The organism is Endozoicomonas sp. YOMI1, from assembly GCF_024606345.1.
Lineage (GTDB): Bacteria > Pseudomonadota > Gammaproteobacteria > Pseudomonadales > Endozoicomonadaceae > Endozoicomonas.
On record NZ_JAHHPM010000521.1, the window covers coordinates 1 to 13852 of the forward strand.

Consider the following 13852-nt stretch of genomic DNA (forward strand, 5'->3'; position numbering starts at 1 on the left):
ACGTACCGTTTTACGAGAGACTGGCGGGGAAGTTCCGCCGGTCTACTCACCAGGTACAAATAAATATTTCCAACACCTCAGCGGCACCAGGCGGATACAATAATGTTAATACTTCGCTTGGGGATTCTGGTAAAATAAAAAGGATCATCTTTTGACTTTCGCATCTTTAAGCGGCCTGACCTGACAATGAATGTAACCATCAAAACCCCTGAAGAAATTGAAAAGATGCGCATCGCTGGCCGTCTGGCCGCTGAAGTGCTGGAAATGATCGAACCCCATGTGCAACCCGGCATCTCAACCGGTGAACTGGATAGCCTCTGCCATGATTATATTGTCAATGTTCAGAAGGCAATCCCTGCTCCATTGAATTACGGCGCAGCCCCCGGCAGACCGGGCTTTCCCAAGTCCACCTGCATTTCCATCAATCAGGTGGTTTGTCACGGCATTCCCAGTGACAAAAAATTTCTGAGAAATGGTGACGTTGTTAATATCGATATCACTGTGATCAAAGATGGCTACCATGGTGATACCAGCAAAATGTTCCTGGTTGGTGACGTTCAACCGTTTAACCAGAGGCTGGTTCAGGTGACTCAGGAGTGTCTCTACCTGGGTATTGGGCAAGTTAAGCCAGGTAACCGTCTAAGCGATATCGGTCGTGTGATTGCCAGACATGCTCACGGCAATCATTTCTCGGTTGTTGAAGAGTATTGTGGCCATGGCATTGGCAGTGTTTTCCATGAAGACCCACAAGTCATCCACTATGAAGGTTATAACGACAGAAATGACTGCGTTCTGAAAGAGGGCATGACATTTACCATCGAGCCAATGATCAATGCTGGCAAGAAAGGAACCAAGCTACTGGGCGATGGCTGGACAGCGGTAACCAGAGACCGACGCCCTTCTGCCCAGTGGGAACACACCATTGCTGTAACCGCTACAGGCTATGAAGTGCTCACCAAACGACAAGAAGAAAACTTCTAATAATGAGCAATCCGTTCCAGAAAATTCCAACCTCTATTCAGAACAGTCTTTTCAATAAGAGTCAGTTCCGGGCAGACTTAACGATTTCCAAAACCCCAATACCGGCCTATAAAAAATGCCTTAAGGAAGCCACCACCAAAATGGATCAATGGTTTCTGGATGGTATGGATATAGAGCAACTGGTATTTGCCAGGGCATGGTTGATGGATCAGGTTCTGCGCCTGGCGTGGGAACACCTGAACTGGAGTAACAGCTGTCCCATTGCCCTTCTGGCCGTTGGCGGTTATGGCAGAGGGGAGCTGCACCCCGGATCAGACATTGACATTCTGATACTGCTGGAAAAAGATCATTACCATAAGCATCAGGATGCGATCGAACGTTTTCTGACCTTACTCTGGGATATCGGATTAAAAGTCGGATCCAGTGTCCGCTCCCTTAATGAGTGTGCAAGCCAGGCCGCTCATGATCTGACCATCATCACCAACCTGTTAGAGTCCAGGGTTATATCCGGCCCGGCATTTCTGCACGAACACCTGTTGGACATGATTGACACTGAGCACATGTGGCCCAGTCAACGGTATCTTCAGGCAAAATTCGAAGAACAACGGAAACGACACCGTAAATATAATGATACCGAATATGACCTGGAGCCAAACATCAAGGGTTCACCGGGCGGCCTTCGGGATCTGCATATGCTGGGCTGGGTGGCCCGACGGCACTATGGAACTCATGATCTCGCTGAGCTTCTGGAGCTTGGATTCCTGAGCAATGTTGAATATCAGCAACTGCAGAGGTGCACGGCATTTCTCTGGAAAATTCGCTGGGCACTTCACTCCCTGACAGGACGGGGAGAAGATCGCCTGCTGTTTGACCACCAGCGAACGCTGGCCAGCCAGTTTGGTTATCACGACCACACAGGCGCTTTGGCGGTAGAGCAGTTTATGCAGAGCTACTTTCGCACGGTCATGATTGTCAGCCAGCTAAAAGACCTGCTTCTGCAGCATTTTGACGACGACATCCTCAGCGCCGGAATCATTCAGGAAGTGCATGCCATTAATGAACGCTTCCAGGTATGCAATAACTATATTGAAACCGTCCACGATAGAGTTTTTGCCGAACACCCGCCCGCTATTCTGGAAATGTTTGTACTGCTCACCCGGGACCAGACAATCCAGGGACCAACCGCTGAAACCATACGGCTGCTAAGGGATTACCGCCACCTGGTAGACAGTACCTTTCGCAAAGACCCAAGATGCACAAGGCTGTTTCTCGAACTCATGCGTGCCCCCTATGCATTAACAGCAACGTTAAGAAGGCTTGCCCGTTACGGCATACTGGGTCGCTACCTTCCGGAGTTTGGTCGAATCATAGGACAGATGCAGTATGATCTTTTCCATACACTCACAGTCGATGCCCATACCCTGTTATTGATAAAATACCTGCGAAGTTTTTCCTATCAAAAAAGCCGCCAGAAGTTTCCCATCGCTTCGAAAATCATCCATAGAATTCCCAAACCGGAATTACTTTATCTGGCAGGCCTTTACCATGATATCGGTAAAGGCCGTGGAGGAGATCACTCCCAGCTCGGTGCCGTGGATGCTCAGCAATTCTGTCGTGTTCATGGCCTGAATAAAGAAGATACAGTGCTGATTGTCTGGCTGGTGCAGGAACACCTGACCATGTCGGTCACCGCTCAGAAAAAAGATCTGTCCGACCCAAAAGTGATTCAGGACTTCGCCCGACGTGTCGGTACCCGGGAACGACTGAAGTACCTTTACCTCCTCACGGTAGCGGATATTAATGCCACCAACCCCGGGCTTTGGAATGGCTGGAGAGCCTCTTTGTTGCAACAGCTTTTCTCGCAAACCCATCAGCTATTGAAACGGGGCGTCGATAATCTGCCCGAGATGAATGAGCAGATCGCCAACACCAAGCAACGGGCAATGGGGCTGTTAATCGAGCAAGGCTTGAAAGAGGAAGACATATCCTATCTCTGGGATCAGTTTAATGATGAATATTTTCTTCGTCACCAAAGTGATGAAATCAGCTGGCAGACCGAAGGTATTCTCCAGCATGACTCGGCAAAGCCGCTGATCATGATTCCGGAAATTGCTGATGGTTATGAGCACCAGGGCTCAAGCGTGTTTGTCTATACCCATGACCAGTCCAACCTGTTCGCCGCTACGGTAGCGGCATTTCATCAGCTGGGACTGGCCATTCAGGATGCCCGTATCATTACCTCCAGAAGCAACTACAGCCTTGATACCTACACCGTGCTTGAAGAAGATGGCTCTGCCATCGGTCCCAATGCCGAACGGATTCTGGACATCAAGACTCACCTGCAGAATACCCTTGCGGCACCGGACAGATTCCCTGATCTCATTCGCCGTCGAACGCCACGACAACTGCGCTATTTTAACCGGGAACCCGTGGTGCTGATCAGCAACCAGATTGAGCCCAGGCACACGGTGCTTGATATTACCGCAACAGACCGCCCCGGACTGCTTACCCTGATCGGCAAAACCTTTGCCAGTCTGAATCTGCAGGTGCACGGTGCCAAAATCGCCACCTTTGGGGAAAAGGTCGAAGACAGTTTTATCATTGCTGACCGTAATGGTGAAGCCATTCAGGAGGCTGCGTGCTGTAACGAGATATGCAATGCATTAATCCGTGTACTGCGTAAAGCTTCAAGTCATGATGCCATTACACCTTAAAAATCCTGTGCTTTCTGCCATCAAGACCGTTTTTACGGGTGTAGCGACACCCTCGGAATCTGGGCGTTGAGCCCCGTAACTTTCCTTATACTACCCCTGACAGGTTATTAGCGCCTGGCACATTCCTGCTATTTCGTTATCAATAAGGCAGTAATTATGATCTTTGCCTATAGCGCTCAGGATAATCAATTTTCCATTGACCGGGTTACGCCAGATTTTCCGTCGGCCAAGGGCACTATATGGCTGGAAGCAACCGAGCCGGACAGTGATGAGCACCAATGGTTAACAACCCACTACCCCGGCTGCCTGCCTGAAGAAGAACTGGGTGAAATTGAAATCTCCTCCCGCTACTTTGAAACCGAAAGTGGTATTCATATTCGTTCCCTGTTTCCCCACCGGTCTGGTCACGAGCTGAGAAATATTAACGTCGCTTTCAACCTCAGGCCCGACAAACTGATCACCCTTCAGGATGAGCCTACCGGTTTATTCAGGCTTATGCGCAAACACCTTAAAACCCAACATATCAAGGCAACAACGCCTCTGGAAGTTATCATTGCGCTTTTTGATGCCAAGGTTGAATACCTTGCTGACACTCTGGAAGAAGTTTACGAGGATCTGGAAGAAGTCAGCCAGAATGCCCTATCAGAGCAGTATAAAGATGTTGATGAGCAGCTGCGCACCATCACACTTCAGGAGGACCTGAATGGCAAAGTCAGATTGAATCTGCTGGATACCCAGCGCTCACTTCGTTATCTGATGCGTGCATGCAATCATATGCTCAATGATGAACAGAGAGACAGTATCAGGGATATGCTTCGGGATATTGAATCCCTGACACCACACACTGGCTTCCTGTTCGAGAAAATCAATTTTTTGATGGAGTCCACCATGGGCTACATCAATCTTGAACAGAACAAAATTATCAAGATTTTCTCAGTGGCAGCCGTTATGTTCCTGCCACCGACACTGATTGCCAGTATTTATGGGATGAATTTCAAAATCATGCCAGAGCTCTCGGTTGAGTACGGCTATCCAATTGCGCTGGGACTTATGCTATTGAGCGCTTTAGCCACCTTCCTGTTCTTTAAGCGTAAAGGCTGGCTATGATAGAACATTTTTCTCCGTGCAAAGCAGGGTCTGCATTCTTTATTTCCTGCGCCCTCACTATGCCCGAACTTTTCAGTCAGTATCTAAGAGGCTGAGATTTTCAGAAACCACAGGTTATCCTGACGATAGCCTTGCCAGAAATTCATGCTCTATTTTCCTCCAACCTTCATTTTTGAGCTGATCCAGTCGGTTAGGGGCCAGTTTATTAGCTTTGGTAAAATAGGTAGCAACAAGGTTCTACCTGTTCTATTGATTGCAGGCAATCATCAATTCTCCCTGAATTAAAAAGGGCTCTTGCTTGCAACAGCTTCCGGGCAATAACACCGATAGCCCCTGAAATAAAAGATTCAGCGGCTATACTCTTTTCACCTCAAGCCAAAATTCACTGGGGTGATTTCTATCATGAGCATTGCCAACACAGTTTACGATTACCTTGCCAAGCAGGCTATTCCCTATCAAACCATCAGACATCAACCCAGCAAAAGTTCCGTGCAAAGCGCCATCGCCGCCCGGATTCCATTGCACCAGCTGGCCAAGGCAGTTGTCCTGAAAGATAGTCTTGACCACTACCTGATGGCCATTTTACCTGCTGCCAACCGGGTTAATATTCGCCAGGTGAGCCAGATCACCAACTCAAAACTGCAGTTCGCCAAAGAGCATGAGCTTAACTCCAGGTTCAAAGACTGCGAACCCGGAGCCATTCCACCCTTTGGTGAGCCCTACAACATGGAAGTGCTCTGGGACAAACGGCTGTGCCAAAGCCCGGATGTTTTCCTTGAAGCCGGTGATCATGAAACCCTGATCTGCCTGTTACAGGAAAGTTTTCAACAAATCAGCAATGATCAGCCCCATGATGACCTTTGTTCAGCACCACCGGGAAATCATTAAATGATTGATGTTCCGCCCCGAAGGTAGCGCTTTTTCGGGCTCATCGATTGCCCTGCTACCACTTTCACAAATAGCGTCCATACTGATAGCAGGCAGTTGGTTAGCACAATCGGTCATCAGAAAGACTATTTAAATAAGGTAAAAAAGGAGCAGATCCCGGTAAAACTTCAATAATCGGGGATCCTGGAAACTGAAAATATGAAGCAAAAACTGAGTTTACAGAATATTGTCGGTATGGGGTTTATGGTATTTGCCATGTTTCTCGGGGCAGGAAACCTGATTTTCCCACCCATGGTGGGGCAACTTGCAGGGCAGGATATGTGGTATGCCGCCGCTGGCTTCCTGCTTACCGGCGTAGGCCTGCCACTACTGGGCATTGTTGCCATCGCCAGAGTGGGTGGTGGATTCAACGAAATCAGTGGCGAAATGCCCAGAGCCCTGATCATTGCCCTTGGTTCTTGCATTTACCTGATCATTGGCCCCTTGTATGCCGTACCAAGAACAGCCCTGGTCTCTTTTGAAGTGGGAATCACACCTTTTCTGGCCGAACCTGGCAAGCTCAGCCAGCTGATATTTAGCCTGATCTTTTTCAGCATCTCCTGGTATCTGTCTATTCGCCCCGGAAAGCTGCTGGAGTCGGTGGGAGAACTGATTACTCCAGCGTTAATTGCCCTGCTGGTCATTCTGGGCCTCTCGCCAATTTTTTCCCCACTCGGCGTTCCCGGACAGGCCATGGGTAATTATACCGAAACACCGGTTATCAAGGGATTCCTTGAGGGTTATATGACCATGGATGCCCTCGCTGCACTTATGTTCGGCATCGTCATCATCACCAATCTTAAATCCCATGGTATTGAAGATAAGTCCAGCCTGTTTCATTACAGTATCATTACCGGCATTATCGCAGCGGTCGGACTTGCCCTGGTTTACCTCTCTCTATTCTACCTGGGAGCCACCAGCCGGGAGGTAGCCCCTGATCCGGACAACGGAGGGCAAATCCTGACCCTTTATGCCGAGGCACTGTTCGGAACAACCGGGATAGCACTGCTCGCGGCTGTGGTGACCCTGGCCTGCCTGACCACGGCCATTGGCTGTATCACCGCCGCCAGTGAGTACTTTGACGAAATGTTCGAAAGGGTTAGCTATCGAACCATCGTCACCATCATCAGCATTATCTGTGTCTTTTTTGCCAATATGGAGTTAAACGAGATTATTGATCTTTTTATTCCAGTACTGCTGATTCTCTATCCAATCTCCATAACATTGATTTTCCTTGGGCTGATTCGTGACTGGCTACCCAGGCCCGTCCTGACTTACCGGGCCACACTGGCGGTCATTTTCACCTTCAGTATCATTGATGTTCTGCGCATAAAAGATTATGCCGTGCTACAGCCTGTTTTACAGCCTTTTAGCATGATTCCCGGCTATGAAGTACATATGGTCTGGCTACTTCCGTCTCTGGTTGTATTAATCATTACCATTCTTCTATCAGAATTTAGTCAAGATTAACAATTGGCAAGCGAAGACAGATCAAGTAAGCTTCCGCGCTTTTAGTTGCCGATACTTTCAGCCCCTATCACCGGACTCCTTTGTCAAGGTTTCTACGGTTTTGTTGACGACAGGCAACCGCCATGGCTGCACGCATAACATGCGTGAACCTTAAATAATCCCCCAAAAACGTAGTGCTTGTCACATGTTCCGCAACTTGGCTCGGCCTGCTTTATTTGTTTTAACCATGATTTTAACCGGATGCCAGACAGCTTTTTATAAAGAGCGTCCTGCCAGGGACGATTCACGTATTACCCACCCCGTTCCAGTCCCGGAGAAGTCGGAACCTCCCATGGTGCCATCAAGGCCGGAGGCACAAACAATGCCTCCTGCCGATACCCATGCGATTACCATTCGTGAGCAGACCATCCAGACACCGGCTCATCAGGACGGCCTGCTCGTTCTTGGCATCAACGAAACCGCCACTCTGCCAAACCTGAACCTCAAAATGGAGGCAAAGCTGGATACCGGAGCAGAAAACAGTTCCGTGGATGCCAGAGAGATCCGGTTTTTTGAGCGTGATGGCAAAAAGTGGGTTAAGTTTGAGCTGCATCGTACGTCCAAAGGGACTGAGCCTATGGAGCTGCCGCTCAAAAGTGTAACCCGGATAAAGCGTCCGGGGCTCCCATCTGTGGAGCGCCCGATTGTAATGATGACCATAACCATTGGTGACATTACCCAGTCAGTGCCTGTTTCACTGACTGATCGCAGCAACTTTGAGTCACCACTGTTGATCGGGCGAACATTCATGCAGGATCTGGCCATTATTGACGTCAATCAGAAGCATATTGCCACTAAAACGGTGATCAGCTCCAACAAACGTAAAGCCCAGGCTCCTGTTACCCAGAAGTCATACACCAGGGCTATCATCAAACCTGTGAGCATTAAAGGCCTGGTCACAGTGGGAGCTGTTGAACATATGATGTTGCCTGATTCCGACACGGTACTCAAAGCTCGAATTGATACCGGTGCCCTGACCTCATCCATTGATGCACGGGATATTGAATTTTTCGAAAAAGATGGCAGAGACTGGGTTCGCTTCCAATTGGCAAACTCGACAGGTGATCTTATATCCATGCAGGAACCGGTAACCCGGTTTGTTCGGATCAAACGTCACGGAGAAGAGTCTGAACGACGCCCGGTGATCACGTTGAACGCCAGCATTGGTGACATCCTTGTGCCGACACAATTCACTTTGCGTAGCCGGGAAAACTATGAATTTCCAGCATTGATCGGTGCCCGCTTCCTTGAGAAACGCGCTCTTGTGGATGTATCCAGAGAATACACTTCTGATACCAAACAGCCCTGAGCGGGTGTAGCAAAAGGCATAAAACCTTGAACCACAAAGACATAAAAGGAAGCCTTTTTTATTTGCTGAGTCCAGAAAAAACTTTGCGTCTTTGTGGTTCCCTTCTTTTTAAGGCCTTTCGCAACAGCATGCAGCCTTTAGCCGGATTCAGTTGAGATAGACAGTTTAAAAGCGAGGGAAAGAATGAAAGGTCGTTTTCAGCTTGGCCTTATGGTTGCTGTACTGATTGTCGCCGGTCTGGGATTAACCCTGTACAAACACTTTGCACTGGGTTTTCCGCTGTTGGGCAAGGATGTCTCTACTGTCTGGAGTATTGAAGCCTGGGTGAGCTTCAAAGCCCAGAGACAGGCTGCCCAGGCAAGTCTGACCCTCCCGGATCAGCAGTCCGATATAAGAATTCTCGATGAATCCTTTGCCTCACCCGGCTATGGTATTAACCAGACCAATGATGGCGGTCAGCGTCGTGCGGTCTGGAGTATCCGCAAAGCGGATGGTCGCCAGGATCTGTTTTATAAGGTTAAGATCCGTCTGGAGCCTGGCATCAGCCCGAGCGTGAATGACCTGCCCGAACCGTTTATTGCGCCTGTGCTTCCTGAGCCCTATCAAACCGCTGCCAAAAGCCTGTTAAAACAGGTGACTGAACGTTCAGCAGACCCGGTCAGTTTTGCCGGCACCATGATCAGCCAGTTTAATGCCAAAGAACCCGGCCAGAACACCAGCATGCTACTCGGCATGGTGGAAGAAGGGGTCAAGCTTCCGGACTTATTGGTCAATCTACTCCATATGGGTAACATCCCCGCTCGCATTGTCCGGGGTCTTCACCTGGAGGATGGCCGTCGCAGACAACCCATTGTGGACATGATAGAGGTGTATGATGGCACTGAATGGCAACTCTTTGATCCCAAAACCGGTAAAGCTGGCAATCCTGAAGCCTTCTTTTTCTGGCAGCGCGGGGCCAAATCACTCCTGGATGTCATGGGCGGCGTTAACTCTGACGTCAAGTTCTCTATTATTTCCCAGAATGTCCCCACCAGGGAGCTGGCACTGACTCAGGCAACCCAGGATGGTGCCGCCTTAATTGACTTTTCCATCTACTCCCTGCCATTGGAAGTCCAGAATGCCTTTAAGATCATTCTGTTGATACCGATCGGGGTACTGATTGTGCTATTCATGCGCATCGTCGTTGGTCTGCGCACATCCGGCACCTTTATGCCGGTGCTTATTGCCATGGCTTTCCTGCAAACTCAATTAATACCCGGACTGGTGATTTTCATATCCCTGGTATCCATTGGTCTATGGATAAGATCTTTCCTTAGCCAGCAGAACATGCTATTGGTCGCACGGCTGGGGGCGGTCATCATTGTTGTCATTCTTATCATGGCCGCTATGAGTATTCTCAGCTGGAAGCTGGGCATCACCCAGGCACTGACGGTCACTTTCTTCCCGATGATCATTCTGGCATGGACCATTGAACGGATGTCCATCCTCTGGGAAGAAGAAGGCCCAGGCGATGTATTGAAAGAAGGCGGCGGCAGTCTTCTGGTGGCAACCATAAGTTATCTGTTGATGTCCAACCCCATTGTTGAACAGCTAACCTTCAACTTCCCTGAACTCATGCTCACCTTGTTGGGCATTGTTCTACTGCTTGGTCAGTACACCGGCTATCGACTGCTTGAACTCAAGCGGTTCTACCCACTGGTTCATTCTGATAAGTAGAGGTCGGCTTCCATGGGATGGTTAACAAGTTTTGTGCAAAACACGCTGACAAAAAACGCAATAACAACACCCTCCCGGCTCAGGGAGTCCGGGATACTGAGCATGAACAGCCGCAACCTGAACTATATCTCTCGATATAACCCCAGGCGCCTCCTGCCACTGGTGGATGACAAACTAACCACCAAACGCATGGCCGAGAAAGCCGGTGTTGATGTACCGAAACTGATTGGCGTGATTGAATACCAGTCAGATATTCGCAAGTTAAAGAGCATTCTTGAACCACTGGAGAAGTTTGTTATCAAACCGGCCAAGGGGAGTGGTGGCAAAGGCATTCTGGTGATTACTGATCGTGATGGTGATCGATATGTCAAGGCCAGCGGCGAAAGTCTATCCTTTAACGCCATTAGCCGTGATGTGTCGAATATTCTGGGCGGTCTCTACAGTCTGGGCGGAAAATCGGACGTTGCCGTAATCGAAAGCCTGATCGTCGCTGACCCCATGTTTAATGACTACAGCTTTGAAGGCGTACCGGATATCCGGGTCATTGTTTTCCGGGGCTTTCCGGTCATGGCGATGATGCGCCTGGCCACCCGAAAATCCGATGGCAAGGCAAACCTGCACCAGGGGGCAATCGGCGTCGGCCTGGACATGGCAACCGGCAATAGCCTGAGAAGTGTGCAGCATGATTTGCCGGTCAGCCTTCATCCGGATACGGGTCACCATTTCTCAACCCTCAACGTTCCTCACTGGCATAAAATATTATGCCTGTCTGCTGCCTGCCACGAGATGACCAACCTGGGCTATCTGGGTGTCGATCTGGTTCTGGATAAAAATCTTGGGCCTCTGATTCTGGAACTCAATGCCAGACCGGGTCTTGCGATTCAGATTGCCAATGGCCAGGGGATTGAGCCCAGGCTTAAAGTGATTGAATCCCTTCGAAAGCATGATCTGCCTATTGAAGAACGGGTTGCTTTTTCACAGCAGCATTTTGGGGCAATTACTTAGAACCCACAACGTCATTTTGTGACAACGATAGCTAGGTTTGAAAAGCCCCCTGTGAAGCTAACACAAACGCTTCACAGAACTCCTGTGACTGTGTAAGAATGTCTTAAACGCTCTGCTTCTCCAGGGAGGAGGAAGCTAAATTGCTATCCCCAATAAATGGACAACAGGCAGTCGATCCGAAACTTGTATCCTCGTTAGGGAAGACGATATTGCTGTTTCCAAGACAACACTTACCCGGAAAAAATCATAAGCGCCTGGTCATCTATCAGCCTGCCAGCGGCCTTCGCCTGATTTTTTTGGTTTTATGGCTTTCGCTTTCCGGTTCATTAATTGCCGAGCCCATTTACCTCAGTGGTGATGATGCCATTACCGACCTGTCACTCGTGCCGGTTAATCCACCATCTGACATTTTTAAAAGCTCATTCCCCAATGAAAATAGCCCCCTGAACTGGTATCGCCTGGATATTGAACTGTCACCCTACTCCCCCCATGACTGGCTGATGGTATTCCACCAGGTTCCCCATAAGAAGCTGGATGTTTTTATCCCGGTCAACAACGGATATCAACTGACAAAAATGGGCATTGATGGTTCACTGTCAGGCATGGCGCCCAACACCATGAAGCTGATACTCAAGCCCGGGGAAACCAAAACCTGGTATCTACGTCATGATCCGGTAGCGCTCAATCAGCTCAATCCTGAGTTATGGCCATCTCTGAACTACTATGAAGTGCTGAGTGAACAACAAACCGCCATCAGCTCGATTCAGACGCTGCTGATCGTTGCCTTGATTTTCATCTTTACCCTGACCCTCAGGAATCGAACCCCGGCATTGTATCTGCTGATCAGCCATGTGCTTGCTGCCAACATAATGATTCTGATGTGGGAAGGCGACATTTTTCGTGTTGTCTCATGGCCGGGGGAGCCGGGCCACTGGCTTATTCTGATAACAGCGGTGGTGCTGGTCACCGGTATTGCCAGCTATCGAACCCTGGCACTGCTACCGGTCTATACCCCCAAAACGGACCGATTGAGTCGTGCACTGAACATCGTTGCAATGGCTCTTGCGGTTTATGGGATCACCTCAGCAAGCAGTGCATCAGTGGCCCCCCTGAAACTGGCTGCTTATGCACTTCTGGCCAGTTTCACCTTGGTTGTGTTGGCAACCGCCTACTGTCTCTATAATGGCATTCGTCCCGCAAAAGTGGCTTTTCCTTCAGCACTGACCATGCTCATTTTACTCTCATGGTCATGGTATACCGAAGCAGAGTCAGGAAGCCTGACAACCTACCCTGAGTTTATTCTCCTCTCTTTTCATGCAGTCCTGCTGCCTCTGTTTTACTGGTACGGTCACCAACAGAACCTGAACCACGCCATATCGATTAATGCCATTGCCCCTGCCAGCAGAAAACGGCGTATCTTTGAGTCAGCACTCCGGGAGCACCTGCAAACCCCGGACTCACCACTTTCCGACAATGAGCTGATCCAGAAAGTATTGACCACCTTCGCCGAAGTATTACCCGGCGTTCCTGCTATGGTGTTTCGCCACCAGCAGGATGAATGGCACTTTTTCCCCGGAGAAACCACTGACTATTCTAAAGCCGCTGAAAATTTAGCCAAGCAGCTTCCAGAGATCGAAGACGACTTGCTCAGCGTCATCGCTTCAGGCATCGAAACAAAAATTAATTTTAAAGACCGGTATGGCACCATCTATTGGCTGTTCCCACTGAATATAGATGCCGGGAATAAAATACTTATGGTACTGACCCCCTCCAGATATCACAGGAATGCCACTACCTGGCAAACCGCCAGCGATATCAGCAACCATGCATGCACCCTCTTTCAGGCAAATCGACAGTCGCTCTTCTGGCAGCAGCAGGCCAACCTTGACCCACTGACCGGATTACTGAACCGGCGAGCCTTCTGCCAGGAAGCAGAGAGCATCATTGAGACATCTCTTGGCACTGACCCCATCCGCCCCTGCTGCGCCCTGTTTATGGACATTGATAACTTCAAACAACTGAACGACCTGCAGGGTCACAATGCCGGAGACCAGATACTTAAAACGACAGCTGTTATATGCCGCAAGTCTCTCAGGCATCAAGACCTATTAGGGCGTTACGGGGGTGAAGAGTTTGTTGCATTATTGCCCGATACAGAGCCCTGGCAGGCATTTCATGTGGCTGAACGAATGCGAAGTGCCATCGCCAGTGAACATGCAAAAAACAATCAATGGGCGAACATTCAGCCGACAACCGTCAGCATTGGTATTTCTGCCCTGTCCAGAGATGTGAACTCTCTGGGTAGAATACTTGAGGAAGCGGATACGGCGATGTATCGGGCAAAGCAGAAAGGTAAAAACCGGACATCAATCAGCACAAGCCTGACTGATGTTCGGATACCACAACCATAAGCATTCAAGACGATTAACACAGATTAATTATTGTTTAATCACTGCTCTCATCAGATGGAAGTGGCGGGGCTTTCGGCTCTCTGCCAAGAGGCTGCCCCAGAGTTGAAATAAAAAGCATCGAACGCAACAAGCCCTGCTAGACTTGGCCTGTGCAGGTCTTTTGGTCGCAATAA

The 13852-nt window shown here is 49.3% G+C and carries 9 protein-coding genes; all 9 read left to right on the forward strand.

All coding sequences use genetic code 11. The annotated features are described in order from the left end of the window. Positions 1 to 186: 186 nt before the first annotated feature. The 9 genes from map to KDK15_RS18510 all read left to right on the forward strand — a co-directional run bounded on the left by map (position 187) and on the right by KDK15_RS18510 (position 13679). The gene (gene map, locus KDK15_RS18470) at positions 187 to 981 is read left to right on the forward strand and encodes a type I methionyl aminopeptidase (RefSeq protein WP_257296867.1); all 795 of its coding nucleotides are present in this window, start codon (positions 187 to 189) and stop codon (positions 979 to 981) included. Positions 982 to 983: 2 nt separating this feature from the next. Continuing rightward, positions 984 to 3695 carry a [protein-PII] uridylyltransferase gene (gene glnD / locus KDK15_RS18475; protein WP_257296868.1) on the forward strand — a complete coding sequence of 904 codons (2712 nt, stop codon included), beginning with the start codon at positions 984 to 986 and terminating at the stop codon, positions 3693 to 3695. Positions 3696 to 3851: 156 nt separating this feature from the next. Then, a complete protein-coding gene (gene corA / locus KDK15_RS18480; protein WP_257296869.1) occupies positions 3852 to 4802 on the forward strand; it encodes a magnesium/cobalt transporter CorA in 951 nt (316 codons plus the stop codon). 402 nt (positions 4803 to 5204) lie between these two features. After that, positions 5205 to 5690 (forward strand): aminoacyl-tRNA deacylase, encoded by a 486-nt coding sequence (locus KDK15_RS18485; protein ID WP_257296870.1) that lies wholly within the window; start codon positions 5205 to 5207, stop codon positions 5688 to 5690. A 198-nt stretch (positions 5691 to 5888) separates the two neighbouring features. Beyond that, entirely contained in the window at positions 5889 to 7199 is a 1311-nt protein-coding gene (gene brnQ / locus KDK15_RS18490) for a branched-chain amino acid transport system II carrier protein (RefSeq protein ID WP_257296871.1), read from the forward strand. Between the two features lie 226 nt (positions 7200 to 7425). Then, positions 7426 to 8547 carry a RimK/LysX family protein gene (locus tag KDK15_RS18495; RefSeq protein WP_257296872.1) on the forward strand — a complete coding sequence of 374 codons (1122 nt, stop codon included), beginning with the start codon at positions 7426 to 7428 and terminating at the stop codon, positions 8545 to 8547. Between the two features lie 183 nt (positions 8548 to 8730). After that, positions 8731 to 10263, forward strand: coding sequence for an inactive transglutaminase family protein (locus tag KDK15_RS18500; RefSeq protein ID WP_257296873.1), 1533 nt, complete (start codon positions 8731 to 8733; stop codon positions 10261 to 10263). A gap of 12 nt (positions 10264 to 10275) precedes the next feature. Further along, the gene (locus KDK15_RS18505; RefSeq protein ID WP_257296874.1) at positions 10276 to 11268 is read left to right on the forward strand and encodes an alpha-L-glutamate ligase-like protein; all 993 of its coding nucleotides are present in this window, start codon (positions 10276 to 10278) and stop codon (positions 11266 to 11268) included. A gap of 209 nt (positions 11269 to 11477) precedes the next feature. Next, positions 11478 to 13679, forward strand: a complete 2202-nt coding sequence (locus KDK15_RS18510; protein WP_257296875.1) for a GGDEF domain-containing protein — start codon at positions 11478 to 11480, stop codon at positions 13677 to 13679. Positions 13680 to 13852 lie beyond the last annotated feature (173 nt).

Coding starts and splice junctions, on each gene's coding strand:
- map (WP_257296867.1), top strand. CDS start 187: ATGAATGTAACCATCAAAACCCCTGAAGAAATTGAAAAGATGCGCATC.
- glnD (WP_257296868.1), top strand. CDS start 984: ATGAGCAATCCGTTCCAGAAAATTCCAACCTCTATTCAGAACAGTCTT.
- corA (WP_257296869.1), top strand. CDS start 3,852: ATGATCTTTGCCTATAGCGCTCAGGATAATCAATTTTCCATTGACCGG.
- KDK15_RS18485 (WP_257296870.1), top strand. CDS start 5,205: ATGAGCATTGCCAACACAGTTTACGATTACCTTGCCAAGCAGGCTATT.
- brnQ (WP_257296871.1), top strand. CDS start 5,889: ATGAAGCAAAAACTGAGTTTACAGAATATTGTCGGTATGGGGTTTATG.
- KDK15_RS18495 (WP_257296872.1), top strand. CDS start 7,426: ATGATTTTAACCGGATGCCAGACAGCTTTTTATAAAGAGCGTCCTGCC.
- KDK15_RS18500 (WP_257296873.1), top strand. CDS start 8,731: ATGAAAGGTCGTTTTCAGCTTGGCCTTATGGTTGCTGTACTGATTGTC.
- KDK15_RS18505 (WP_257296874.1), top strand. CDS start 10,276: ATGGGATGGTTAACAAGTTTTGTGCAAAACACGCTGACAAAAAACGCA.